General features: G+C 61.6%; 22 protein-coding genes, 1 pseudogene and 1 other annotated feature. Of the genes and pseudogenes, 12 read left to right on the forward strand and 11 right to left on the reverse strand.

All coding sequences use genetic code 11. The annotated features are described in order from the left end of the window. The first annotated feature begins 410 nt into the window (after positions 1-410). The 4 genes from M1D78_RS11680 to M1D78_RS11695 are packed head-to-tail and all read left to right on the forward strand — an operon-like array spanning position 411 to position 5,189. A complete protein-coding gene (locus tag M1D78_RS11680) occupies positions 411-1,949 on the forward strand; it encodes an MBOAT family O-acyltransferase (RefSeq protein WP_437419103.1) in 1,539 nt (512 codons plus the stop codon). Positions 1,950-1,968: 19 nt separating this feature from the next. Continuing rightward, positions 1,969-3,888 carry an HAD-IIIC family phosphatase gene (locus M1D78_RS11685; RefSeq protein WP_437419102.1) on the forward strand — a complete coding sequence of 640 codons (1,920 nt, stop codon included), beginning with the start codon at positions 1,969-1,971 and terminating at the stop codon, positions 3,886-3,888. Next, complete coding sequence (locus M1D78_RS11690; protein WP_437419101.1) at positions 3,885-4,133, forward strand: acyl carrier protein; 249 nt, start codon at positions 3,885-3,887, stop codon at positions 4,131-4,133. Before M1D78_RS11685 ends, M1D78_RS11690 begins: the two co-directional genes overlap by 4 nt. A 3-nt stretch (positions 4,134-4,136) precedes the next feature. After that, positions 4,137-5,189, forward strand: a complete 1,053-nt coding sequence (locus M1D78_RS11695) for a hypothetical protein (RefSeq protein WP_437419100.1) — start codon at positions 4,137-4,139, stop codon at positions 5,187-5,189. A gap of 170 nt (positions 5,190-5,359) precedes the next feature. Here the strand turns inward: M1D78_RS11695 and fahA are convergent, their stop codons facing one another. Continuing rightward, the gene (gene fahA, locus M1D78_RS11700) at positions 5,360-6,667 is read right to left on the reverse strand and encodes a fumarylacetoacetase (RefSeq protein WP_437419099.1); all 1,308 of its coding nucleotides are present in this window, start codon (positions 6,665-6,667) and stop codon (positions 5,360-5,362) included. Position 6,668: 1 nt separating this feature from the next. After that, entirely contained in the window at positions 6,669-7,973 is a 1,305-nt protein-coding gene (gene hmgA / locus M1D78_RS11705; RefSeq protein WP_437419098.1) for a homogentisate 1,2-dioxygenase, read from the reverse strand. Positions 7,974-8,089: 116 nt separating this feature from the next. Between hmgA and M1D78_RS11710 the strand changes: the two genes are divergently transcribed. Further along, a complete protein-coding gene (locus M1D78_RS11710; protein ID WP_437419097.1) occupies positions 8,090-8,863 on the forward strand; it encodes an IclR family transcriptional regulator in 774 nt (257 codons plus the stop codon). 286 nt (positions 8,864-9,149) lie between these two features. Here M1D78_RS11710 and M1D78_RS11715 read toward each other — a convergent pair whose 3' ends face one another. Both M1D78_RS11715 and M1D78_RS11720 read right to left on the reverse strand, forming a co-directional pair. After that, the gene (locus M1D78_RS11715) at positions 9,150-10,061 is read right to left on the reverse strand and encodes an AraC family transcriptional regulator (RefSeq protein ID WP_437419096.1); all 912 of its coding nucleotides are present in this window, start codon (positions 10,059-10,061) and stop codon (positions 9,150-9,152) included. Between the two features lie 321 nt (positions 10,062-10,382). Beyond that, a complete protein-coding gene (locus M1D78_RS11720) occupies positions 10,383-10,550 on the reverse strand; it encodes a hypothetical protein (RefSeq protein ID WP_437419095.1) in 168 nt (55 codons plus the stop codon). Between the two features lie 210 nt (positions 10,551-10,760). On the opposite strand from M1D78_RS11720, the gene M1D78_RS11725 reads away from it, so the two are divergent. From M1D78_RS11725 to M1D78_RS11735, 3 genes and pseudogenes are all read left to right on the forward strand, one after another. Next, entirely contained in the window at positions 10,761-12,392 is a 1,632-nt protein-coding gene (locus M1D78_RS11725; protein WP_437419094.1) for an acyl-CoA synthetase, read from the forward strand. Between the two features lie 72 nt (positions 12,393-12,464). Then, positions 12,465-13,253, forward strand: coding sequence for an alpha/beta fold hydrolase (locus M1D78_RS11730; RefSeq protein WP_437419093.1), 789 nt, complete (start codon positions 12,465-12,467; stop codon positions 13,251-13,253). Positions 13,254-13,404: 151 nt separating this feature from the next. Further along, positions 13,405-14,643: pseudogene (locus tag M1D78_RS11735) on the forward strand (IS3 family transposase). Then, positions 13,683-13,814: a sequence feature (AL1L pseudoknot), on the forward strand. Its footprint overlaps the pseudogene before it by 132 nt. 126 nt (positions 14,644-14,769) lie before the next feature. Here the strand turns inward: M1D78_RS11735 and M1D78_RS11740 are convergent. The 3 genes from M1D78_RS11740 to M1D78_RS11750 form a co-directional block, all read right to left on the reverse strand. Further along, positions 14,770-15,063: a hypothetical protein gene (locus tag M1D78_RS11740; RefSeq protein ID WP_437419092.1), complete on the reverse strand. Its 294-nt coding sequence runs from the start codon at positions 15,061-15,063 to the stop codon at positions 14,770-14,772. Between the two features lie 10 nt (positions 15,064-15,073). Then, positions 15,074-16,284, reverse strand: a protein-coding gene (locus M1D78_RS11745; RefSeq protein ID WP_437423014.1) for an IS3 family transposase whose coding sequence is annotated in 2 segments (ribosomal slippage) — positions 15,074-15,939 and positions 15,939-16,284 — 1,212 coding nt in all. Because the reading frame shifts where the segments join, the coding sequence is not laid out codon by codon here. A 165-nt stretch (positions 16,285-16,449) separates the two neighbouring features. Continuing rightward, positions 16,450-16,854: a hypothetical protein gene (locus tag M1D78_RS11750; protein ID WP_437422834.1), complete on the reverse strand. Its 405-nt coding sequence runs from the start codon at positions 16,852-16,854 to the stop codon at positions 16,450-16,452. 419 nt (positions 16,855-17,273) lie between these two features. Between M1D78_RS11750 and M1D78_RS11755 the strand changes: the two genes are divergently transcribed. Beyond that, positions 17,274-17,900, forward strand: a complete 627-nt coding sequence (locus M1D78_RS11755; RefSeq protein ID WP_437422833.1) for a LysE family translocator — start codon at positions 17,274-17,276, stop codon at positions 17,898-17,900. A gap of 40 nt (positions 17,901-17,940) precedes the next feature. On the opposite strand, the gene M1D78_RS11760 is transcribed toward M1D78_RS11755, so the two are convergent. After that, on the reverse strand, positions 17,941-18,867 hold the full coding sequence (locus M1D78_RS11760) for a DMT family transporter (protein WP_437422832.1): 927 nt from the start codon (positions 18,865-18,867) through the stop codon (positions 17,941-17,943). 71 nt (positions 18,868-18,938) lie between these two features. Here M1D78_RS11760 and M1D78_RS11765 point away from each other — a divergent pair, with 71 nt between their 5' ends. Beyond that, positions 18,939-19,793, forward strand: a complete 855-nt coding sequence (locus M1D78_RS11765) for a LysR family transcriptional regulator (RefSeq protein WP_437422842.1) — start codon at positions 18,939-18,941, stop codon at positions 19,791-19,793. Between the two features lie 54 nt (positions 19,794-19,847). After that, the gene (locus M1D78_RS11770; protein WP_437422831.1) at positions 19,848-20,255 is read left to right on the forward strand and encodes a GFA family protein; all 408 of its coding nucleotides are present in this window, start codon (positions 19,848-19,850) and stop codon (positions 20,253-20,255) included. A gap of 6 nt (positions 20,256-20,261) precedes the next feature. On the opposite strand, the gene M1D78_RS11775 is transcribed toward M1D78_RS11770, so the two are convergent. Further along, a complete protein-coding gene (locus tag M1D78_RS11775; RefSeq protein WP_437422830.1) occupies positions 20,262-21,866 on the reverse strand; it encodes a histidine kinase famiy protein in 1,605 nt (534 codons plus the stop codon). Positions 21,867-22,146: 280 nt separating this feature from the next. Here M1D78_RS11775 and M1D78_RS11780 point away from each other — a divergent pair, with 280 nt between their 5' ends. Next, complete coding sequence (locus M1D78_RS11780) at positions 22,147-23,454, forward strand: arsenic transporter (protein ID WP_437422829.1); 1,308 nt, start codon at positions 22,147-22,149, stop codon at positions 23,452-23,454. A 51-nt stretch (positions 23,455-23,505) separates the two neighbouring features. Here M1D78_RS11780 and hppD read toward each other — a convergent pair whose 3' ends face one another. Continuing rightward, positions 23,506-24,585, reverse strand: coding sequence for a 4-hydroxyphenylpyruvate dioxygenase (gene hppD / locus M1D78_RS11785; protein WP_437422828.1), 1,080 nt, complete (start codon positions 24,583-24,585; stop codon positions 23,506-23,508). Positions 24,586-24,730: 145 nt separating this feature from the next. Then, the gene (gene maiA / locus M1D78_RS11790) at positions 24,731-25,363 is read right to left on the reverse strand and encodes a maleylacetoacetate isomerase (protein ID WP_437422827.1); all 633 of its coding nucleotides are present in this window, start codon (positions 25,361-25,363) and stop codon (positions 24,731-24,733) included. Positions 25,364-25,434 lie beyond the last annotated feature (71 nt).

Genomic DNA, 25,434 nt, shown 5'->3' on the forward strand with positions numbered 1-25,434 from the left:
CCATGGCGCTCATCGGGATTGTGATAAACACCTCATTTTCTGGCCGTCCGCCTCGCCTCTCGCAACGGCGTACCCGCCATTCGCGCGCATTCGCTGCCGTTTCGGCCCCGTTCGGCCATCTCCCCGAAACCGCTCTGAATCGCGCCGTTTCGCTTGGTTTCGCTGCATGTTTCCGTCCATCCGCCAACTTTTCTTACCAGACGAACGGCGCAACTTTTTCTTACAACTGCCAGTCGCATTCACAGACCAGGAGATGACTCCGTAGTAGCGAGAAGGATCGAGCCTGGCAGCGAAACGCTCTTTTCGGGGGTGAGCCAGCGCACCGACGACTGTTGTCACGGGCTGGTTCATGGACGCTGTCGCCGAACCCAGCGGTTCGGCAGAGGATTTTCTGAGCAAGGATAAGGACAGTGCTCTTCAACTCCATGATCTTCATTGCCGGTTTCCTGCCGGTGGTCCTGCTCGGGTTCATCCTGCTTGCTGGCAGTGGTCGGCAACGTCATGCAGCGGTTTGGCTGACCCTCGCATCGCTGGTTTTCTACGGTTGGTGGAACCCTGCCTACGTGCCGCTACTGGTCGGCAGCATGGTCTTCAACTACCTGCTCGGCGGCGCATTGATGCGCAATTCATCCAGGGTTCTGCTGGTGTTTGGGGTCGGTGCCAACGTCGCGCTGCTCGGTTACTACAAGTACACCGGTTTCCTGTTCGGCACGCTGGATGAGGCTTTCGGCCTGGGCTGGTCGGTAGGCGACATCATCCTCCCACTGGCAATCTCCTTTTTCACGTTCCAGCAAATTGCCTATCTGGTGGACGCCGATGACGGCGAAGTCAGTGAGCACGATTTCGTCAACTACTGCCTGTTCATCAGCTTTTTCCCACAACTGATTGCCGGCCCGATCACACACCACGGCGAGATGCTCAAACAGTTCAAGGACGCCAGCACCTTCCGCCCGCGCCTGGATAACCTGTCGCTCGGCCTTACGGTATTTCTGCTCGGTCTGTTCAAGAAGGTCATCATTGCCGACCCACTGGGCGCCAAAGCGTCGCCGATCTTTGCGGTCGCTGCGGACGGCACGGTGCCGGCTCTGTACGACGCCTGGTTCGGCGCACTCACCTATACGCTGCAAATCTATTTCGACTTCTCCGGCTACAGCGACATGGCCATTGGCTTGGGCCTGATGTTTGGCCTGCGCCTGCCGGTCAACTTCAACAGCCCATTCAAAGCGCATAACGTCATCGACTACTGGTCGCGCTGGCACATGACGCTGACGCGCTTTCTCACCGCCTATCTCTACAACCCCATCGTCATGCGCATCACGCGCTCGCGAATGGCGGCCGGCAAGCCGCTGCCACGTCGCGGCAAGATGAGTCTCGGCACTTTCGTGGTGCTGGTGGCCTACCCGACGGTGCTGACGATGTTCATCTCTGGCGTATGGCATGGCGCTGGCTGGCAATTCGTAGTGTTCGGACTGCTGCACGGCTTCTATCTGGTCGTCGCGCATGGGTTCCGTGCGTTCAAAGCACGCCAGGGCCTGCCGCTCGACAGCGACAAACCAATGCACCACGGCGCCGCAGTGCTGCTGACCTTTCTCTGCGTTGTGGTCGCAATGGTGTTCTTCCGTGCCGAAAGCGTCACCGCCGCGCTGGCGATGCTGTCCGGAATGATTGGCTTGAGCGACCTGACGACCAAGTTCGACAAATCCGATTACCTCACGGTCGCTCTGTTGCTGGCCTTCGTCTGGCTGATGCCCAACGTGCAGCAGTGGATGGCTCGCGTACGCACCGCCCTGGATGCCCAGCCGCGCGAGCACTGGCTGCTGCGCTGGTTTCCCGTGGCGCTCTGGAGCCCGAGCCCGGTGATCGGGCTGGCCGTTGGCGTACTGGGCTTCTTCGCGCTCGCCGTGGCCTTCTCCGTGGCCCCTACCGAATTCCTCTATTTCCAGTTCTAGACAAGGAGTTCCGCTGCTTATGGATCAGCTCGTTTGGTTGGCACAACACCCGGATCTAGGCGCGGCGATTGGCGAGGCCAAGCGCGAGCCCGATGCAATGCTTCGCCTGGCCGAGGCTGCTCGCCTGGCCGGCTATCGCCGCGACTTTACCCAGACCACGCGGCTGGACCGGCTAGCGAGCGAAGGGTTGCGCGCGGTTGCCAGCGGTGATGCAAGCGCGCCGGGGCTGCGACCACTGCGTATCGCCCTGCTGGCTTCACATACTGTCGATCATCTCGTGCCTGCGATCCGCATCGCTGGGTTGCATCGGCGCCTCGCGCTTTCGGTCCATGTCGCGCCCTATGGGATGTATCGCCAGGCGCTGCTGATGGACGATGCCGCGCTCAACGCCTTTGCGCCGCAGCTGATCATGCTCGCGCTGGATGCACGTGATGCACCGCTTCAACTGTCACTCGACGCCAGCCAAGCCGATGTGGAGGCCGCGGTGAACGAGCGTGTCGAGGAACTTCGCCTGCTTTGGCGTCGGGCGCGTGAGCGCTACGCCGCACAGGTGGTGCAACAGACCATCGTGCCTGCCGATCCACCGTTGTTCGGCTCCTTCGAGGCGCTGGTGCCGGCCTCGCCCTATGCGCTGGTCGAGCGGCTCAACACGGCCATCCGGCAGGCCGCTCGTGAAGACGGTGTGCTGCTCATGGACCTCGCTTGGGAAGCCGCGCGCGGCAGCTACGGCGACGGCCTTGGCGAGCCGGTGCGCTGGCACCAAGCCAAGCAGCTGGTCAGCCCCCACCTTGCGCCGCTGTATGGCGACCAACTGGCGCGCATCGCGGCAGCGAGCGTCGGTCTAGCCCGCAAATGTCTGGTACTGGATCTGGACAACACGCTCTGGGGCGGCGTAGTCGGCGACGATGGCGTAGAGGGCATTCACCTTGGTCAGGGCTCGCCCAGTGGCGAAGCCTTTTTGAGCTTCCAGCGTTATGCCGCGTTGTTGGCGCGGCGCGGAATCATCCTTGCGGTGTGCAGCAAAAACGATCTGAGTGTCGCCGAGGCTGCGTTCAACCATCCCGAAATGGTGCTCAAGCGAAGCGACATCTCCGCCTTCGTAGCCAACTGGGAAGACAAGGCCGGCAACCTGCGGCGCATTGCGTCGATGCTCGATATCGGCCTGGACAGCCTCGTCTTCGTGGATGACAACCCCGCCGAGCGCGACATCGTGCGCCGCGAACTGCCCGAAGTGGCTGTGCCGGAGCTACCCGATGACGTGGCGGACTACCCCGCACGTGTCGCCGCGGCTGGCTACTTCGAAGCGGTGTCCTTCACCTCGGACGACACCACCCGTGGCCGTAACTATGCGCTCAACGCCGAGCGCAAAGCCGCCATGAGTCAAGCCACGGACATGGAAGGCTACCTGCGGGGCCTCGAGATGGTGATGACGGCTGCTCCCATCCGAACGGCTGAACTGGCACGTAGCACACAGCTGATCAACAAGACCAACCAGTTCAACCTCACCACGCGCCGCTACGGCGAGGCGGAGGTCGAGCGCATGGCCAACGACTCTCGGTGCGTAGCGTTGGCGATCCGGCTGGCGGACAAGTTCGGCGACAACGGCTTGATCAGCGTTGTGCTCGCCTGCCCGGACGCGTCGGTCAGCGATGACGAACTGCTGATCGACAGCTGGCTGATGAGCTGTCGAGTACTTGGCCGGCAGGTCGAAGACGCCGTGCTCGACGTGCTGGTCAGCGCTGCAATCGCCGCCGGCTACCGCGCCCTGATCGGCGAGTACCGGCCAACCGAGCGTAACGCGATGGTGGCCGAACACTACCCACGGCTCGGTTTCATCCAGCATCCAGCGCCCGGCACTGCACCCGCCGACGCGACCTTCTGGCGCTACGACCTCACCAGCCCCCGCACTTCCCGCCACTTCATCGAGGTAAAGGCATGACCGAAGCAGAAGTACTCCAGGCACTGACCCCCGTTTTCCACGACGTGTTCGACGACGACAGCATTGTCCTCGCACCGGAAATGACCGCCAACGATATAGACGGCTGGGACAGCCAGACCCACGTCATGCTGACCGTCGCGGCTGAGCAGCGCTTCGGTATCAAGTTCCGCACGGCTGAGCTCGAGTCGCTGCGCAACATCGGCCACTTTGCACAAGTCATCAGCGCCAAGCTCGAAGGGAGATAGATCATGATCCAGGCAGCAGACCTCCCCCACCCCGACGACGAAGCCACCCGCGCTGCCAGCGCGCCGGGCGGTATTCGGGCGCGGTATCTGCTGTCGGTCTTCGCCGGAGTGTTCGGCACGCTGGGGCTGTTCTGCCTGACGCTGTTCTTGCTCGAGCGCACCGGCAACCTGCCGCCCCCCGCGTTTTCGAACAACCTGTGCGTGGACGAGAAACTCAACTTCTTGCGTGCGAACCCGATCCGTTCGCCCAATCTTTTGGTGATCGGCTCGTCTGTGGCTTGGCGCCACGTCGACGGCGATGCCTTGACCCGAGCCATGCCCGAGCTGCGTCCCATGAATGGCGCCTTCTGCGGACTGTTTGCCAACCAGTCCACCTATGTCGGGCAATGGTTGCTCGACCGCGAGCCCAGCATTCGCAGCGTGGTGATGATTGCCGATCCGCAGGATTTCGCAGGCTGCTGGCGCGTACCGACCGCCGTGTTCAACCGCGAACACGTCGACCCTTACGTCTATGGTGGCGCCTCACCCTGGGGCTATTACATGCGCTACTTCGCGCCCAAGTCGCTCGCGCGCAACGCGCTGACCGTCAAGGCACAGCGCGCCGGGCAGATCGAGTGGGATCCGCTGGTATTCAACCGCCACGGCGACGGCCCGCTGGTGACCAACAATACCCGCGACCTGCTCTATGGCCGGCCCGAAGCGCTGGACCGCAACTGCTTTGCCGCCCTGCGCCAGCTACGTGAACGGCTAGAGCAAACCGGCCAGCAGCTGATGGTCGTTTCGACGCCCCTGCATCCCGAGTGGAAAGAACAATACGATCCGGACGGCACATTCATGGCCGACTTCGACCAGCGCATCCAGGCCAGCCTGGGCAGCCACGGCACTTACTGGAATGCTGACAAGGATTGGAGCACGCCGGACAACGCGTTCGTCGATGCCGTGCACCTGCGCTGGTCCGCCGTCCGACACTTCACGCTTGCCCTAGCCGAACAGATGCGCAACGCGGCAGCCGGCCCGGTCGCCCCAAGCGGCCTGGAAACAGCCGGACTCGAATAACCGTGACACTGCTACTTCATCGTAGCCCCGCTGGGCGAACAAGTTCGCCCCTACATCAACCGTAGGGGCGAATTCATTCGCCCCTACCCCGCCCCCCGCAGCGGCACCGGCACGCATTTATACGAACGGCTTTGCCCCTGCACCTCGCGATCAGGGCAAATTTATTCTTTTTACGCCATGGCAGGTGCGGCGATCACCCGCCCGCGACATTCGCCAAACCCGATCGAGGCCTGGCCATCGCGACGGCAGCGCGCCTTGAGGATGATCTCGTCGCCATCCTCAAGAAACGTACGGGTCTCGCCACTGGCCAACTCGAGCGGTTGCTTGCCGCCCTGGGTTATTTCCAACAGGCTTCCGAGGCTATCGGCGCTATCGCCGGACAAGGTGCCCGAGCCGAACAGATCGCCCGGCTGCAGGGCGCATCCATTGACGCTGTGGTGCGTAACCATCTGCGCGACCGTCCAGTACATATTGCGCGTCGTGCTCAAAGCGATGCGTTGCGGCGGGAGACCCTTGGTGCGCATGGACTCGGTCTGCAGCAGGACTTCCAGCTCGATATCCAAGCCACCCTGCGCCTGGTCCTGCGCATCACTGAGATAGGCCAGCGGCTCGGGATCGCCATCCGGGCGTGCCGGTTGCGCGCAGCGGAACGGCTCCAACGCTTCGGGTGTAACCACCCAGGGCGAGACGCTGGTAGCGAAACTCTTCGACAAAAACGGCCCCAGCGGTTGGTATTCCCAGGCCTGCAGGTCACGCGCGGACCAGTCATTAAGAAGGCAAAAGCCGGCGACGTGCTGGGCCGCCTGCCCGATCGGGATCGGCTCGCCCTGCACGTTGCCCGGCCCAATCCAGATTCCGAGCTCCAGTTCCAGGTCCAGTCGCTTGCTCGGGCCAACGCTCGGCTCGGTCGCACCGGGCGGCATCGTCTGGCCGTTGGGGCGCCGCACCGAGGCACCGGACAGACCGACCGTTGACGCACGCCCGTGATAACCAATGGGGACGTATTTGTAATTCGGCAGCAACGGGTTGTCCGGCCGGAACAGCTTGCCAACATTCGTGGCGTGATGGATGCCGACATAGAAGTCGGTGTAGTCGCCTACTTTCGCCGGCATATGCATCTGGCAGCCCGCCATCGGTCGCAGCAGCGGCTTAACATCGCCTTCGCGCGCACTGCCTTCGCCGAGCAGGTCCAGCAAGGCGCCGCGTAGCGCCTGACGCGCCGAAGCACCCAGCGCAAAGAAAGCGTTAAGGCTGCTGCCACTGGCAGCCTTGGCCGCTTCCAGTGCAGGGCCAAAGAACAGGCCCGCGTCACAGGCAGCACGCAGGTCAAGAATCTGATCGCCAATGGCGACACCGCCAAGCGGCTCGCCTGCGTCATGGCTGAACACACCCAGCGGCAGGTTGGTGAGTGGGAAGTCAGCGTGGCCGTTGGCCGACTCGACCCAGCTACGGGGCGCGTTTTGAGGATGTGCGGTCATGTCATTTCCCATTCTTGTCGAAGGTTTTGGCGAGGCCCGCCCAGCAGCTGTCGTAATCCTGCTGCAGCTGCGGGCTTTCCAAGGCTTGGCGTGTGGGGCGGAGCACCTGGCCGGTCTCGAACATGAACGCCATGGTGTTCTCGATCTTGTGCGGTTTGAGTTCGGCGCGGATCGCCTGTTCAGTCGAGACGTGATCCGGCCCGTGCGCGCTCATGCAGTTGTGCAGCGAGGCACCTCCAGGCGAGAAGCCGTCGGCCTTGGCATCGTAAGCCCCATCGATCAGGCCCATGAACTCATTCATCAGATTGCGGTGGAACCACGGCGGCCGGAAGGTGTTTTCGGCGACCATCCAGCGCGGCGGGAAGATAACGAAGTCGATGTTGGCCATACCATGGATGGCGCTAGGCGACGTCAATACGGTGAAGATCGACGGGTCGGGATGGTCATAGCTGACCGTACCGATGGTATTGAAGCGTCGCAGATCATACTTGTAGGGTACGTTGTTGCCGTGCCAGGCGACGACGTTCAGGGGGGAGTGATCCAGTTCGGTCGCCCAGAGCTCACCGAGGAATTTCTGCACCAACACCACAGGCTCGTCGCGGTCTTCGTAATGAGCGACCGGGGCCAGAAAGTCGCGCGGATTCGCCAAGCCATTGCTGCCGATCGGGCCGAGATCCGGCAGGCGCAGCGCGCAACCATGGTTTTCACAGACGTAGCCGCGCGCAGTCGTGCCGGCCAGCTCCACGCGAAAGCGCATGCCCCGCGGTATGACGGCGATTTCGAGCGGCGATACCTCGAGCACGCCAAGCTCGGTGACCAGACGCAACGCGCCCTGCTGCGGCACGATCAACAGCTCGCCGTCAGCGTTGAAAAACACCCGCTCCATAGACGCATTCGCCGCATAGCGATACACACTCGCGCCGGCCGGTTGGCCAGGCTCGGCATTGGCTGCGATGCAGGCCAGCCCGTCGAGGAAATCGGTGGCGCGCTCGGGAAGCGGCTCAGGATTCCAGCGCAGGCGATTAGGCGTGACCGGCCCCAGCTCGCTGCCGAGCTGCCGATCCAGCCGCTGGTATTGCCGATGATTGGCCGAGGGGCGGATGCGGTACATCCAGGTTCTGCGCGCCTCGCTGCGCGGCACGGTGAACGCCGTGCCCGACAGCAGCTCCGCATAGAGCCCATAGGGCACCTGCTGCGGCGAGTTCTGCCCGACCGGCAAGGCGCCGGGCAACGCCTCGCTACTGAATTCGTTGCCGAACCCTGATTGATATCGAGCGGACTCTCTTGATTGTTCTTGTGTCTGCATGACCGCCTCTCTTTTTTGCGTAACTCGTTTACGCAAAAAGTAATTTGAACTCACCCAAAGCGTCAAGCTATAAACAGCGCCTCCAAACGCGGGCCGTCAGACAGGCAGTGCACTCAATGGCAAACAGCAATACGGACGCGGCGCCTCGCCGTCAGAAGGTTCAGGCCGCCGAGGTCGGCACGGACATCCTCACCGCGCTCGCCGAACTGGCGCCGGCGACGTCGCTCTCGCGCCTGGCCGAGCACGTCGACATGCCGGCCAGCAAGGTTCATCGTTACCTGCAGGCGTTGATGGCGAGCGGCTTCGCCGAGCAGGACCCACTGACCAATCACTACGGGCTGGGCCGCGCCGCGCTCTTCGTGGGGCTGGCCGCGCTGGGCCGGTTGGATGTGGTCAGGTTGGCGACGCCGCACCTGGCGCAGTTGCGTGATGGGCTCAACGAGACCTGCTTCGTCGCCGTATGGGGCAACCGCGGCCCTGCCGTTGTGCATGTCGAGCAAGCGGTGCGCGCCGTGACCTTGGTGACTCAGGTCGGCTCGGTGCTGCCCTTGCTCGGCTCGTCTACTGGGCTGGTGTTCAACGCGTTCCTACCGAACGCGGAAACCGCCGAACTGCGCGACAACGAACTGAAGCGCCCGGGTGCACCCTCCGCTGAGGCGCTGTTGGAAACCATGCGCGAACTGCAGCGCACACATATCCAGCCCGTTCACGGCCTGCTGATGGCCGGCGTGAACGCCCTCTCAGCGCCGCTGTTCAGCCACAGCCAGCGCCTCGCAGGCGTGATCACCGTCGTTGGCACCGAGCCGGGCTTCACCGCCGAGCCCGACGGCGAAGCGGCGAAGCGTTTGCTGGACACATCAAGAGCGATCAGCGCCAGGTTGGGCGGCTGACTTGGGCCTCGGCCTCATCAACCTCAGTACTGACCTAACGGCGAGCCGATTTCATATGCGAAGTGCGACGCCCAAACGCAACTCGCGGCCAGGTTCGTCACTACCACATACGCCTCGGTATCCCGGTATCGATTCGAAATCCTCGTTACTGGCATGGTCGAGGTAGTGCTTGTCGAACAGATTCTTCAGCGTGGGGCCCACTACCAGGCGTTGACGTAGAGATTGGGATGCCCGCTAGGGTCGTGATCACGTCGCGAATCCGCGCGTCATAGACCACGATTAGCGATCACGCGATATCGCGCAGGCGGCTCACGTCTTTCGAAGGCGGGCAACCGAACTGGCGGCTGTATTCACGGCTGAACTGCGAAGGGCTTTCGTAGCCGACGCGGTAACACGCACTGGACACATCGAGCCCTTCACTGAGCATCAGCCGACGCGCCTCCTGCAGGCGCAACTGCTTCTGGTACTGCAACGGGCTCATCGCCGTGACCGCCTTGAAGCGGTGATGCAACGTGGAGTTGCCGAGATTGGCAACTCGCGCGAGGTCGTCGATGCGCAACGGTTCGGCGTAATGCTTGTTCAGCCATTCGATTGCGCGCGTCACCCGGTGTGTCTGCGAATCGCCCAGCGCGATCTCGTAAAGGCGTCGCCCGCTGCGCCCCCGTAACAACCGGTAATACAGCTCACGCAACGCGAGCGGTGCGAGCATGCCGATATCGCGCGGCGTTTCCAGCAGCCGTACCAGGCGCAGCATCGTATCGAGCAGTGGCGCATCGACGCTGTTGAGAAAAAGCCCCCGACCCGGCTCGTCCGGTACACCCGCAGGCGGCGCATCGACAATCAGCTGGGCTATCTCGGCTGGGTCCAGGTCCAGTCGCAGACACAGGTAGGGCGCGTCCGGGCTCGCCTCCAATACGCGGCCAGACACCGGCAGTGTCACCGACACGACGAGGTAATTGAGCGGATCGTAAAGGTAACGCTCATCCCACAACGTCACTTCTTTACGCCCTTGGACGATCAGGCAGAGCGCCGGTCGATGCACGGTGTGGATGGGCTCGGACGGCCTATCGCAGCGGATCACATGCAGCGGCGCGATAGCCGTTTCGAAAGCGCCCGGCTCTGGTATACGCCGCATCAAGAGGCGGACCAGCTCGGCCCGGTAAACTTCGACTTCCTGGAAGTTGGAAGGGATCTCCATATACAGCCTCTCATCGATCATCAGGAGGATGAGTGTCCGGGGCCGCTCATGGCCTTCCGCCCGCCGGCAAGCGGTACGAGAACCGGGCAGCCCCGTCAGTTTCGGTTTCAGCCTGCTTAGCGTAGCCAGCATGTGCGCCTCGACCACTGCCCAGAGGTGCCGCAGGCTTGCCCATTCCTGCCATTCGCTGAGCGTCAGCGGACCGCAGTAGTCATGCCACGAACACAAAGGCACTACATGACCCCGCCGCGCTCCGATGGGACTATGCAGCCGCGGACAATCTGGCAGTCGCGTCCGTATACCATTCGCTTGCCGATGGACTTACGCGGGCTTATCCGCCTTATCGCCGGGCTTGCGCTCACGGGCAGTGCCCGGCTGCACGTCAGGGTTGTCGGTGATGAAGTCAGGTTCGGGCTCATGGCTGGGGTTCTGGCCTTGGCCGGGCACCGGTTGCTGGTCGTGCGGCCTGTCGAGCGGGTCGATACTCATGGAACACCTCCGGTCTGGTTGCGATGGGCTCCTGCTTTCGAGGCGCGCGGCGCTTACAAGTGCAGTCGGGCCGTCGGATTCTGACGCGCCCGGGCAACGCCTCGGCTCCTTGTCCAAACCGCTCATCGAGGTTGCCGGCTTTTGCCATTGTTGCCGCCACCCTGCGGCGCGAATATCCGGGCACCCATAACAAGAAACCCGGAGCCAGCCATGCGCGACCATGCCACTGCTGCCAGCGAGTTCGACTACGACCAGACCGTCTCCTCCCTCCTCAGCGGCAACATGCAAGCGATGAACGCCTGCGTCGAGTGCTGCGACCGGCACGCCGATACCGACAAGGTCGCGCTGATCTGGGAAGGCCGCAACGGCCAGCGCGCCACCTGGACCTTCGCCCAGCTCAAGGACGCCGCAGCGCGCTTCGCCAACCTACTGCAAAGTCAGGGCATCAAGCCGGGCGATACCGTTGCCGGGCTGCTTCCCCGCACACCGGAACTGCTCATTACCATCCTCGGCACCTGGCGGCTGGGCGCAATCTACCAGCCCCTGTTCACTGCGTTCGGCCCCAAGGCGGTCGAACATCGGGTCAAGGAATCCGGTTCGAAGCTGGTCGTAACCGATACGCCCAACAGTGAAAAGCTCGATGCCATCGAAGTGGCTCCGCAGCGCCTTGTCGTAGGCGACGGTAGCGAAAATTTCTGGACCCAGGTCAACCGGTACTCGACCGATTTCGAACCCGTACTGCAGCACGGCGACGCGCCCTTCCTGGCCATGTTCACCTCCGGCACCACCGGCCCGGCCAAGCAATTGCACGTGCCGCTCAAGGCCATCGTCGCCTTTGTCACCTACATGCGCGACGCCGTGGACCTCCGCCCGGACGACACCTTCTGGAACATCGCCGATCCGGGCTGGGCCTACGGCCTGTATTACGCCGTCACCGGGCCGCTGGCGATGGGGCACAGTACGCTCTTCTACGAAGGCGGCTTCTCGGTCGAAAGCACTTGCCGCGTCGTCAACGACTACGGTGTGACCAACATGGCCGGGTCGCCCACCGCGTTCCGCCTGCTGTTAGCCGCTCGTCAAGAGGTGGAAGGGTGCATAAAGGGCCGCCTGCGCGCGGTCAGCAGCGCAGGCGAACCCCTTACACCGGAAGTCATTCGCTGGTTCAAGAGCGGCCTGGGCTGCACGATCCACGATCACTACGGCCAGACCGAGCTGGGCATGGTGCTGTGCAATCACCACGCGCTCAGCCACCCGGTCAGCATCGGCACCGCCGGTTATGCCATGCCAGGCCACCGCGTCGTAGTGCTCGACGAGCAGCAACGTGAACTCGGCCCCGGCACGCCCGGCATGCTCGCACTCGACCGCACCCGCTCACCCTTGCTGTGGTTCGCCGGCTACCTGGGTACGCGCACCAAGGCCTTCGTCGGGGACTACTACCTCAGCGGCGACACGGTTGAAATGAACGACGACGGCAGCATCAGCTTCGTTGGCCGCGCCGATGATGTGATCACCACTTCTGGCTATCGCGTCGGCCCGTTCGACGTCGAAAGCGCGTTGGTCGAGCACCCCGCCGTCATCGAGGCCGCGGTGATCGGCAAACCCGACCCCGAGCGAACCGAACTGGTGAAAGCCTTCGTCGTGCTCCATCCGAGCCACGTCGGCGACACGGCCCTGGCCGAGGCGCTGCAGCAGCACGTACGCCAGCGCCTGTCCGCCCACGCCTATCCGCGCGAGATCGAATTCGTCAGCGAACTCCCGAAGACGCCAAGTGGCAAGATCCAGCGCTTCCTTCTGCGTGACCGCGAAAAAGCAGCACCTCAAGCCGCAGCAGCCGCCAGCTGACCATCCCGCCCTGCCTCGCCGCTACCGAGCGCGGGGCAGACAACGCCGTGCGCCTCACCGGTAATCGTTGCCATGACCGTTTCAACCGAAGACCGTTACCTGCCGACCGAAGATGGCGAGGTGTTCTCACGCCGCTGGCGCACTCGGCACACCCATCGCACACCCATCGTGCTTATGCATGATTCGCTTGGCTGCGTGGAGTTGTGGCGCGACTTCCCCGAGCGACTCGCGGTCGCATGCGAGCGCGACGTCATCGCATACGACCGCCTCGGCTTCGGCCGCTCTGATGCACACCCCGGCGGTTGGTCGAACCACTTCATCCGCGACGAAGCCCAACGGTACTTCCCACCAGTGCGGGACATGCTCGACGTCGAACACTTCATCGCGCTCGGCCACAGCGTCGGCGGCATCATGGTGGCAAGCCTTGCGGCACATCACCCACATCACTGCCACGCACTGATCACCATCGCGGCACTCGCCTTCGTCGAAGACCGCACCCGCCAAGGCATCCGCCAGACCCAAGCCACCTTCGCCGAACCCGGACAACTTGAACGCTTGCGCAAATACCACGGCGACAAGGCCCAATGGATTCTCTCCGCCTGGATCGACACCTGGCTCGACGACAGCTACGCCGACTGGACCATCCAAACCAGCGCCCCCACCCTTACCTGCCCGCTCCTCGCGATCCACGGCACAGATGACGAATACGGCACCGTCACCCACGTCCACCGCATCGCCGCACTCGCAACCAGTCGTGTTGAGACGTTATTGCTGGAGGGCTGCCAGCACGTCCCCCACCGGGAGCGACCGGAGCTGGTCGTCGATGCAATTGCGGGGTTTGTCGGGTGTCTGGCGGATTAGCGAGCGCTGGAACACCGAATTCTCAAAAGCAGCACGCCCGACAGCTGCATAAGTCGCGAGAAGACCGGATGAAGTCTTGAATGCAGCGCATCAACCTGTGGTTAATCACCCCGGGTTTCGTGGAGGCCTCAACTCTTGAGAAGATGAGGCCATGAGAAAGACTACTACCTACTCCCCTGAAGTCCGTGAACGTGCTGTGCGCATGGTTCTGGAACACCTGAACGACTATCCGTCCGAGTGGGCAGCCATTGAAGTCATCGCTCCGAAGATTGGCTGTGCCGCGCAAACCCTGCATGGCTGGATTCGTCGCCAGCAGACCGATGCGGGGCAGCGCCCCGGTCAGACCAGTGAAGAGCGCGAGCGCATCAAAGCCCTGGAGCGCGAAAACCGCGAACTGCGTAAGGCAAACGAGATATTGCGCCTGGCCAGCGCGTATTTTGCCCAGGCGGAGCCTGACGGGCAGGCCTTCCTGCGCCGCACCAAGTCCTGAGGGCATTTGTCGATCAGCATCGTGACCGTCTCGGGGTCGAGTCGATCTGCCGCGTGTTGCAGATCGCCCTGTCCGGTTACCGCAGGCACGTGGCTCAGCAGCGCAACCCGGCACTGCGCTGTTGTCGTGCTCAGCGCGATGAGGCATTGAGCTTGGAGATCCAGCGCGTGTGGGACACCAACATGCAGTGCTATGGCGCGGTGAAGGTTTGGAAGCAGTTACTGCGAGAGGGCCGCGAGGTCGCCAGATGTACGGTGGAGCGGCTAATGCGGCGAGCTGGGTTGCAGGGAATTAGGCGTGGCCAGGTTGTGCGGACGACGGTGGCCGACGACAAGTCGCTGTGTCCGCTGGATCGTGTCCAGCGCCAGTTCCATGCCGACCGCCCGAACCAGCTGTGGGTGTCGGATTTCACCTATGTCTCGACCTGGCAAGGCTGGCTGTACGTGGCGTTCGTGATTGACGTCTTTGCACGGCGCATCGTCGGCTGGCGAGTCAGTACCAGCATGAAGACCGACTTCGTCGTTGGATGCCCTGGAGCAAGCACTGTACGCCCGACAGCCACATCGTATAGGTGGCCTGATTCACCATAGCGACCGTGGCAGTCAGTACGTCTCAATCCGCTACACCGAGCGACTGGCAGAGGCCGGTATAGAGCCCTCAGTTGGGAGCAAGGGCGACAGCTACGACAACGCCTTGGCCGAGACTATCAACGGGCTGTACAAGGCTGAGCTGATTTACCGTCAGTCATGGAAGAGCCGCGAAGCTGTTGAGATGGCGACCCTGAAATGGGTGCACTGGTACAACCACCAGCGGCTGTTGAGCTCAATCGGGTATATCCCGCCTGCGGAGGCTGAGGCAAACTTCCACAGGCAACAAACAGGTCAGGCCATGGCGGCCTAACTTAAACGAAACGGCCTCCACAAAAGCCGCGGCGATTCAAACGATTAAGCTAAGGGGCCGGCTTTAGCCGGTCCCAACGAACGAAGTGAGTGATTTGAGCGCATTGTTAGGCATAACCCACCATGGCTAGTGCATATAGATAAGGTCAAAAATCAGTTTTTGAGCTCTTTCGGAGCCAAGCTTGATGAGCTCATTCTTTCGGCCTGCCAAGGCTGTAAAAATATCGGCTATGTGAAGGAAATCTGCCTTGGTTTCGGGAAGGCTTAATACTGAGCCGGCTGCCTCATAGCTTTCTTTGATTAAAGCAGAGTCCAGCTCCGCACCTTGTCTGATTTTCCAATCAAGGTGCTGGGCGAATTGCTGCTCAAATTCCCCTGCGGTTACTCTTCCGGCTGGACTTGCCCCTATCAAACCGGACACCGCGGCCCCGTTAAATTGATGCTGCGCTCATTCGCCTGAACTCCCGAGGCGAGCGGTATTTCAGTGCGCTGTGCGGATGCTCTTCGTTGTAGTGTTCGAAAGCAATCGCCAGGTTGCGTAGCGCTGTCTGGCGATCCGGCCGTGGCATATGGGCGATGTAATCGCGCTTCATCGTCTTCACGAAGCTCTCCGCCATGCCATTGCTTTGCGGGCTGCAAACCGGCGTGGTCAGTGGCAACAAGCCTATCTGCCGGGCAAAAGCGCGCGTCTGGTCAGCGGTATATGCCGAGCCGTTATCGCTCAGCCACTGGATCGGAGCGATAGGCAGCGTTTGTCCGAAGCGTTTCTCGACGGCTTCGAGCATGACGTCACGGACATCATTGCCGCTGTAACCAAGCGGGCTGGCGACCCAACTGATGGCTTCACGATCACAACAGTCCAGGGCGAACGTCACGCGCAGGCGGTCACCATCGTCACAGCGAAATTCAAAGCCGTCCGAGCACCAACGGGTGTTGCTTTCGTCCACGGCTACTCGACCTTCATGACGACGCGCTACTCCGGGTTGCTTTCGCCGCCTCTCCAGTAGCAGGTTGTGGTCGCGCATGACGCGATAAACCCGCTTCACATTGACCACCGGTTCGGTCTGCCTACGCAGAAGTGCCCAGACCCGGCGGTAGCCATAGCTGGGCAAGTTGGAGATCGCAGATTTGATCCGCTCCACCAGAGCCGCATCGTCAGGGATACGCCGACGACGGGCTCTTTTGTTTTCAGTGGCCTGCTTGATTCGAGCCGTCAGTTGCGAGCGCGACACACCGAGACTTTCACTAACCAGCTTCACTGGTCGTCCCCCGGCAACAAGGGTGAGTGCGCAATCCATTTTCGCGAACGGGCAATCTCCACAGCCTCCTTGAGAACTTCCGCTTCCATGGTCTTCTTGCCCAACATGCGTTGCAGCTCGCGGATCTGCTTCATCGCATCGGCCAGTTCCGAAGCCGGTACCACAGCCTCACCGGCACTGACCGCCGAAAGGCTGCCGTCTTGATAAAGCTTGCGCCAATGGAATAACTGGTTGGGGTTGATGCCGTTGCGCCGAGCCACGACGGAAACGCTTTGCCCCGGCTCCAGGCTCTCGCGAACCATGGTGAGCTTTTCCTCGACGCTCCAGCGGCGACGCCGCTCTTGGCCGAGCACTTCGATATGTCTGTCTTTACTGGTAGTCATAAACACGACCGTTTGCCTATCCCTTATGGTAAGGGGGAAACGGTGTCCGGTGTTTCAAGGGGCTTGTTCACCGGCCATGCACAGCTCTCCATGGAGCCTAACGTTTGGTTAAGGGGCGGGCTTTAGCCCGTCCCAGTGAGCGAAGCGAACGACTTGAACCGCTTGTTAGGCGGCAAGATATTGAGCTACTGCTGCAGCTAGCAAAATTAGAAAGCATGGGTGGGAGCATAGAACAACTAAACGAATGAATTTTATGATGGAAACCGTGCGCAGTACCGCATGTGAGGTCGAAGTGCCATAATTTATTTGAGATGCTTTTACTCCGCGTGAAATCCAAGAGTTCAAGTTTGGAACCATGCTTTTATAGACTGCAGGCGAAAGAACTAACGAAAATAAGAGACAGAAAGCACCGATTGGTAAAAAATGGAAAACGGCTGGAAGCTTTATTCCTGCGCCATAAACATCATAAAAATACTTCACTACAAATGCTGCGCCGGTTAATCCAAAGGCGTACGAAAGCTGAGAAAGTGTTCTTAAGTTTCCGGCCAGCGAAGTGTCTATGGTTTTCATGTATAGCCTAACTATAATTAGACACCAATTGGTGTATAAGACGCCGAACGGGCTTGGTGTATAACATTCCGGCTCAACCCTAATTCTCGTTTAATTTCAATGCGTTACCCAGCTCAGTGACCTGATAAGGTGTTTAGGCACCATTCGCCTGGCACGCCGGTGGCGGTGTTTCGATGCGATGTGATGTGCCATACGGTACGTCATGCAGGTAAGCGAAACCATGGCGTGCTACGCAAAGCGCTTGCGGGAAATCGCCTTTCGTCGTGCTGCGGTGCAGCACAGTAGCCGGCATGGGACAGGCACCACTAAAAGGACGCGGCGCCCGTCCACGACTATCACTTATGCACCCACCGGTTTGACTGCCGTGTCGGCCGCTTCGTAGAGTCAGCTGCTGCCCCCCTCTCAGCTCGGAGCGCCCCATGATCGACCTGACTTTGCTGCTCGCCTTTGTCGCAGCAGCCTCGCTTCTTACCGTTACGCCAGGTGTGGATACAGCGATCGTGTTGCGGTCCGCGGCAGTGGGTGGGCGACGGCAGGCGGTGATGGCTTCGGCCGGTATTACCTTGGGTTGCCTGACCTGGGGAGCGGCAGTGTCGCTTGGCTTGGGTGCTTTGCTGCAAGCGTCCGAGGTGGCCTATAGCGTCGTGAAAATGGCCGGTGCGGCGTACCTCGTCTGGCTTGGGATCGGGCTGCTGTTGCGGCCTCGGACGAGTTTCGAGACGGGGGCTGGCAAGGCAGCGGCTGGCAGCCTCGATGCGTTCTGGCGGGGGCTGCTGACGAACCTGCTGAACCCGAAGATCGGCGTCTTCTACATCACCTTTCTGCCGCAGTTCGTTCCGCCGGGGGCCGGCGTGGCGGGGTATTCATTCTTTCTGACGTGCGTCCACGTCGCATTGACGCTGGTCTGGTTCGGCCTGCTGATCGCCGCTACGGTGCCGCTGGGCCGCTTCGTGCGGCGTCCGAGCCTGATGAAGGCGCTCGATCGCATTACCGGGGGCGTGCTCGTCGCGTTCGGAGTCAGGCTGGCGACATCCCCGGCGCCTTGACAGGGGATACCCGGGCCCGCGCGCCGTCCGATTCGTCCCGTTACCTCGACTCGCCTCTCACGACCAAGCCGATGCCGACCGCGGACACGGCGGTCCCCAGCAGCATCCAGGCTGACAAGGGCTCGCCGAACATTGCCCAGGCCCAGATCAATGTGACGCCAGGGCTGAGGTAGAGAACGCTGGCGACACGGGTCGGAGTGGCCCGGCTCAGGCACAGCCAGTACAACCCGTAGCCGCCGAGCGTGGCCAGCCCGGCCGTCCAGAGCACGCTCAGGGTGAATCCGAAGCTCGCTTGCGGCAGCAGACTACCCTCCGCGGACGCGATGAAACCGAATGCTACGCCCGTGATGCTGCATTGCAGCCAGAGGTTCGGCAGCAGGCCGAGCGAGGCAGCGACCGCCGTGCGTTGACGCTTCCCTAACGTGGCGATGGCAAGCGACAACATGCCGAGCAGTGGTAAGCCATACGCCCATAGAGGTGCGCCGCCCAGGGCCAGCGCGTCCCAGGTGACCAGCAATACCCCACCGAGCCCTACCGCCAGCCCCAGCCAGACGCCACGGCCGAGCCTTTGCCGCAAGACGAGCGTGCTGAGCAGCGCCATCCCGATCGGCAACAGGTCCGCCAGCAGCGCGGCAAGCCCCGCCGGCACACCGAGCGCGATCCCGCGCGTGACGCCGTAGAGATAACCGGCCATGGCAAGCAGGCCGATACCCGCATTCTCGAGCAGAACTCTGCGTGGCGCGGCTCGGACCGCGCGCGCGACGAAGGGCAGCAGGACCAGGCTCACCAGCACGCAGCGCCAGAACACCACAAGCATTGGCGACGCATGGTCGACCGAGAAGCGGGCGCCAATGAAACCGGAGCTCCAGCACAGCACCAGCCCCGCTTCCAGCAAGGGAAGGGGCATGCGCTTGAGCCAGCCGGCAACCTGGCGTCGGGATGAGAGTGATCGAGTCAGCGTGTTCATGGACACAGCCTAGGCACGCCGCATAATCTAATAAATCAAAATATGCTTCAGCAGTAATTCAGAGGGTATGAATCATGGCGATACTGGATATCGAGCTGGTCCGCACTTTCCACGCGGTGGCGCGTATGGGTCGGTTCAAGGCGGCGGCTGAGGCGCTGCATAAAAGCCCGGCGGCAATCAGCGTGCATATCCAGCGCCTCGAAGGCGTGGCCAATGGCAGGCTGCTGGAGCGTGACAACCAGTCCGTATCGTTGACGCCGCTGGGCAAGCGGTTACTGGCTGCAACGCAGGAGCTCCTCCACACGCATGACCGTGTCCTGGCCGAGCTACACGGAACGCGGCTCGCTGGGCGGATCAAGCTCGGCATACCGGACGACTACGCCGCGCATGTGATCCGAGACATCTTGCCCGCCTTCACCAGCGCCTGGCCCAACGTGATTCTCGATGTGAAGACGGCGCCGAGCCACACACTGCGCGATGACGTCGAGCGCGGCAAACTTCAGGCTGCGGTGATCGCCCGAGCAAAGGGTGAACCGGCCGCACGCGAACAGATCCTGACGGCCACGACGCCGGTGTGGGTAGGTGCCGCCGTTGGCAGCTCGACGCTTGCCGATCCACTGCCGTTGGCCGTCTACGCCGCCGATTGCCCGTACCGCGAGGCAATGCTGACTTCGCTCAAGCAAGCCGGGCGCAAGTGGCGGATCATCCTCGACAGCCCGTCGAGCCAGGCCGTACGCGCCTGCGTGGAAGCGGGTCTTGCCATCAGCCTGATCGACCGCGCGCGCATCACCCCCCATATGCGCGTACTCGAAGGTATGCCAGCCATAGCCGAGCATGAGGTAGTGTTTATCCGCGCCGCAGCGGCCCTCTCAGACGAGGCGGTAGACCTGCTGAGCCAAACGGTTAGCCGGCATTTCCGCCTGTGATGGCTCGGCCATGGTCTTTACTTCTTGGTGTCAAGAAACCAGAGGGGTGGACCGATGCCTCACTACGCTGGCGGCTGCCTCTGCGGCCGTGTACGCATCCTGGCGACTGTCGAGCCGCTGCGCGTTGGTATTTGCCACTGCATGGACTGCCGCAAGCACCACGGCGCATTGTTCTATGCCGCGGCGATCTACCCGGATGGGGTGGTCGCCATCGAAGGCGAGACGAACGAATACGCCGGTCGGCATTTCTGCCCACGTTGCGGCAGCTCAGTTTTCTCGCGCATGGGCAATGAAATCGAGATTCATCTGGGCGCGTTGGACTCGCCCGACCAACTGAAACCGACCTACGAATGCTGGACGATCCGCCGCGAAGGCTGGCTACCACCCTTCCCTGTTGAACACCGTTATCCGCGTGACCGCGCAGCCCATCCACAGCGGCCAGACTCCGAGCCTATCGACTGATAGCCTTCAACTTACTCCGGTCGGCCCATCGATTACGCCGCGAACCGTTCTACCGAGCTCGCTTGGAGTATAGGGTTTGGATATCACCTCGAACTCGCTGCCGCCCCCATCGGTGCGATCCAGCGAGCCCTCTGCATAGCCGGTCGTCAACAATACCTTCAACCCTGGCTGGCGGCGTTTTGCCTCGCGGGCAAGCATCACGCCGTTCATCCCGCCGGGCATGATGAGATCAGTGAACAACAGGTCGTACCTGCCTTCCTCGAGTTGCTGTAGCGCTTCGTCCGGGTTCAATGCAATCTCGGCAGCGTAGCCGTAGTCCTCCAACACGGCGCGCGCTAGCTCGGCGACGTCGGGGCGGTCATCCACGACGAGGATACGCTCGTTGCCATTTCGTTCTCGTGGTCGCTCGTTAACGAGCAGGTTCGGCACTTGGCTGTCGTCTGCCGGGAAGTACAGGCGCAACGTCGTGCCTACACCTTCCTCTGAATAGATGCGCACGATGCCGCCCGACTGTTTGACGAACCCATAGACCATGGACAGGCCCAGGCCCGATCCCTTGCCGTCCTGCTTGGTGGTGAAGAACGGGTCCATGACCCGGGCACGAATGGCCGCCGGCATGCCCGCACCGTTGTCGGTGATTGCAACGCTGACGTAGCGCCCTGGCAACAATCCTTCATACGGGAGGTTATGCAACTCCTCGACCACGACATTGCGCGTTTCGATACTGACGGTGGGCTCCGCACGGCCGTTCAGCGCATCACGGGCATTGATCAGGATGTTGAGGAAGGCCACCTCGGCCTGAGTCGGATCGATGCGGCAATTCCAGAGGCCCGGCTCCAGCTGGAAACGGATATCCGTCCCGCCCAGCGTACGCTCCGCCAGCTCTTCGAGGTCATGAATAAGCGTATTGAGGTTCAACACGCGACCTTCGAGCTTTTGCTTGCGTGAGAAGGCTAGAAGCTGCTGCGTCAGCGTGGCGGCTCGGTCGGCAGCGCTGCGCGCGTGACGTACGCTTCGCTGAATTCGCCCGCGATCGAAGGTGGGCTTCGTCGCAGCGCGATCGAGCACCTCCAGATACCCAATCATCACCTGTAGCAGGTTGTTGAAGTCATGCGCGATACCGCCGGTGAGCTGGCCGAGCGCCTCCATCTTCTGGGCTTGGCGTAACGCTTCTTCGGCATCGCGGCGGCGGCTGACGTCCAGTTGGGACGCGAAGAAATAGATGAGTTCGCCAGCATCGTTGTAGACCGGCGAAATGAACAACGCATTCCAGAACGTTGAGCCGTCCTTGCGGTAGTTGATGAGCTCAACAGAAACTTCGCGGCGCTCCGCAACGGCCTCACGGACTTGGGCAACGACTGCCCGATCCGTCTCTGGCCCCTGTAGAAACCGGCAGTTGTGCCCTACCAGCTCTTCGCTGTCATAGCCGGTCATTTCGAGAAACGCACGGTTAGCGAAGATGATCGGGTTATCGTCGCGGTTGGGGTCCGTGACGATCATCGGCATGCGGGTGGTTTCAACCGCAGCGAAAAAGATGTTCTTGCCCGAACCAGAAATATCGCCGGTCGAGCTGTTATCAACGCGAAAGTTTTGATCGCCTCCATTGGCCATCAACGCACCTCAAGAGCTAGCGTGGCACCCAGCCGTGTGCGAGCGCCCTCCTAATGTGCGATTAGCGAAGCGGCGGAAAGTTCTACAAACACCAGCACGCTGTATAACCGTTGACCGACCGGCACTGTTAACAAAGGCGCGCTGGGGCCGCTCTGGAATGGGCTTTTCAGCATTGTCTTGGCCTCGTGCCTGCCCCTCGCCTATAGTCGCCACCCGCCCCTGACGGCAAGAAGGCGGCACGCTTACTCGCCCCGCTCCACACTACCGAAACGGACCCCCAATGCTCGCGTTCGCTATCTTCGTCGTCACCCTCATATTCGTAATCTGGCAGCCTCGCGGGCTCGGCATTGGCTGGAGCGCACTGGCGGGTGCCATCGTCGCGCTTGCCACCGGCGTGGTGAATCTGAGCGACGTGGGGGTCGTTTGGGGAATTGTCTGGGACGCGACGTTTACCTTCGTCGCGCTGATCATCATCTCGCTGATACTCGACGAAGCCGGCTTTTTCGCCTGGGCCGCACTGCATATCGCGCGCTGGGGCGGTGGTCGTGGACGGCTGCTGTTTCCACTGATCATCGTCTTGGGTGCGGTGATTGCTGCGCTGTTCGCCAACGACGGCGCTGCATTGCTCCTGACGCCGATTGTCCTGGCGATTCTGATCCGCCTGGACTTCAGCCCAGCAGCAGCGCTTGCTTTCATCATCGCGACTGGGTTTGTTGCGGATACGACGAGCCTGCCGCTGGTGACATCCAACCTAGTCAACATCGTGACGGCAAATTACTTCGGGGTCTCATTCTCGCGTTACGCATTAGTGATGGTGCCGGTTAACCTGGTGTCGCTGTTAGCCACGCTGCTCATAGTGGGCCTGTATTTCCGCCGCGAGATCCCCTCGCACTACCCCGTCGAACGTCTCGAAGCACCGGCCTCCGCCATCCGCGACGATCAGGTTTTTCGAGCGGCATTTCCCTTACTGGCTATCCTGCTGATCGCGCTTTTCGTAACCGCCAACCTGCATGTTCCAATCTCGTTCATCCTTGGCAGTGCAGCGCTGGTTCTGATGGCTATCGCCGGACGCTGGGCAGCGTTCGGCAAGGGGCATGTCGTCTCCTTGAAAGTGGTATTAGCCAACGCCCCTTGGCAAATCGTGCTGTTCTCGGTCGGGATGTATCTGGTTGTCTACGGGCTCGGCAACGCTTGGCTGACAGCGCGTGCCGCCGAGTTTCTTGCTTGGCTTGCGCTACAAGACGATTTCATCGCGACGATCGGTACCGGCTTTGCTGTCGCTGTGCTCGCATCGGTCATGAACAATTTGCCAGCGACACTCATCGGTGCGCTGGCAATCGACCAAGCCCAGGTGGCCCCGCTGACGCAGGAACTGATGGTTTATGCGAATGTGATTGGCAACGACCTCGGCCCTAAATTCACCCCGATAGGCAGCCTGGCGACCTTGCTCTGGCTGCATGTGCTGGCTGGCAAAGGCTATCGCATCGGTTGGGGGCAATACGTCAAGGTGGGCTTGATCATCACGCCGCCGGTACTCCTGGCGACGCTCGTGGCGCTGGCGATCTGGTTACCGCTCATGCCTCGATAAGAGCCGCTGCTGGCGGTGGTTTGGCAACGACCGCCAGCAACTGCTACCGCATCACTCCGCGGTGCTGAGCACACCACGCTGGATCTGGTCGCGCTCGATGGATTCAAACAGCGCCTTGAAGTTGCCTTCGCCGAAGCCGCTGTCGCCCTTACGCTGGATGAACTCGAAGAACACCGGTCCCAACACCGTCCCGGAGAAGATCTGCAGTAGCAGGCGCTGCTCGCCGTTCTCCGCCGCGCCATCAAGCAGAATGCCGCGCGACTTCAGTTCTTCCACAGGCTCGCCGTGGTTCGGCAGCCGCTCTTCTAGCATCTGATAGTAGGTTTCCGGCGGCGCGGTCATAAAGACGGTGCCACCGGCCTTTAGCTTGTCCCAGGTCTCGATCAGGTTGTCGGTCAAGAAGGCAACGTGCTGGATGCCCTCCCCGTTGAACTGCATGAGAAATTCCTCGATCTGCCCGGCGCCCTTGCTCGACTCCTCGTTGAGCGGGATGCGGATCATGCCGTCCGGGGCAGTCATGGCCTTGGACGTCAGGCCGGTGTACTCGCCCTTGATATCGAAGTAACGGATCTCGCGGAAGTTGAACAGCTTCTCGTAGAAGTCCGCCCAATAGGCCATGCGGCCGCGGTATACGTTGTGGGTCAGGTGGTCGATGAGCTTGAGGCCTGCGCCCGCCGGATGGCGATCTACGCCATCGAGGAAGACGAAGTCGATGTCATAGATCGAGCTGCCCTCACCGAAGCGGTCGATCAGGTACAACGGTGCACCCCCGATGCCCTTAATCGCCGGCAGGCGCAACTCCATCGGCCCGGTGGGCATGTCGACAGCCTGTGCGCCCAGCTCCAGCGCCTTCGCATACGCCTGATGTGCGTCCTTTACGCGGAACGCCATGCCGCACACGGACGGCCCGTGTTCAGCGGCGAAAAACGCTGCGTGGCTCTTCGGCTCGCGATTGACGATGGCGTTGATCTCGCCCTGGCGAAAGAGCGCCACGTCCTTCGAGCGGTGATTGGCGACGTGGCTGAAGCCCATGCTTTCTAGCACAGGCTCGATGACGTTCGGGGTAGGCGAGGCGAATTCGATGAACTCGAAACCCATAAGGCCCATGGGGTTTTCAAAAAGATCGGCCATGATTGGCTCCTTGACGGTCTGTGCATGAATGGATGACGAAAATAGAGTTCGTCAGCCCGGCGGCGCACAGGAAATGCCTCGAACGCTGCGGCCGAGGTGTTCGCCAAGGATAAGTCGAAAGCCCAGGGTCTTCATTCCGAGGAACTCACTCGGGTTTGTCCGGCTGGGCATCAGGATGCGCGGCCTGAAACGCCGGATGCGCCAGCGCCAGACGCTCTACGCGCAGAATGCGTGAATAGCCGTCCAGCGCAACGTTGAACCGCCGCGCCGCGTAGAGCTGGGGCAACAAATAGACATCGGCCAGGCCCAGTTCGCCGAAACAGTAGCCGTCGTCCCCGATCAGCGATTCGACGGCCTTGAGCCCTTCACTGACCCAATGCCCAATCCAGATCATTACCTGCTCCTCGCCGACGTCCAACGAGCGCAGGCGGTTAAGCACGGCAACATTGTGCAGCGGATGGATATCGCAACCGATCAGCGCCGCGACGCTGCGATGGCGGGCGCGAGCTAACGGATCGGCAGGCAACAGCGGGACGTCCGGGTAGCGCTCCTCCAGGTATTCGAGGATCGCGGGCGACTGGATGATCTGTTCGCCGTCGTCGGTGGTCAGGGTCGGGACGCGGCCCTGCGGGTTCAACGCGAGATAACTCGCCTGCCGATGCTCGCCCCCGTCACGGATCAGGTTGACCGGCACCGCGCGGTAGTCGAGCCCCTTTAGAGCCAGCGCGATGCGGACCCGATAGGACGATGTAGAACGGTAATAGGTATGTAGATCCATGGTGCACGCCAGGCTTGGGCGCGGTGTCCGCGCGTCATTATTGTTCTGCGTAATCGAATTACGTTTAGTGG

This window comes from Pseudomonas sp. SA195, assembly GCF_054131565.1.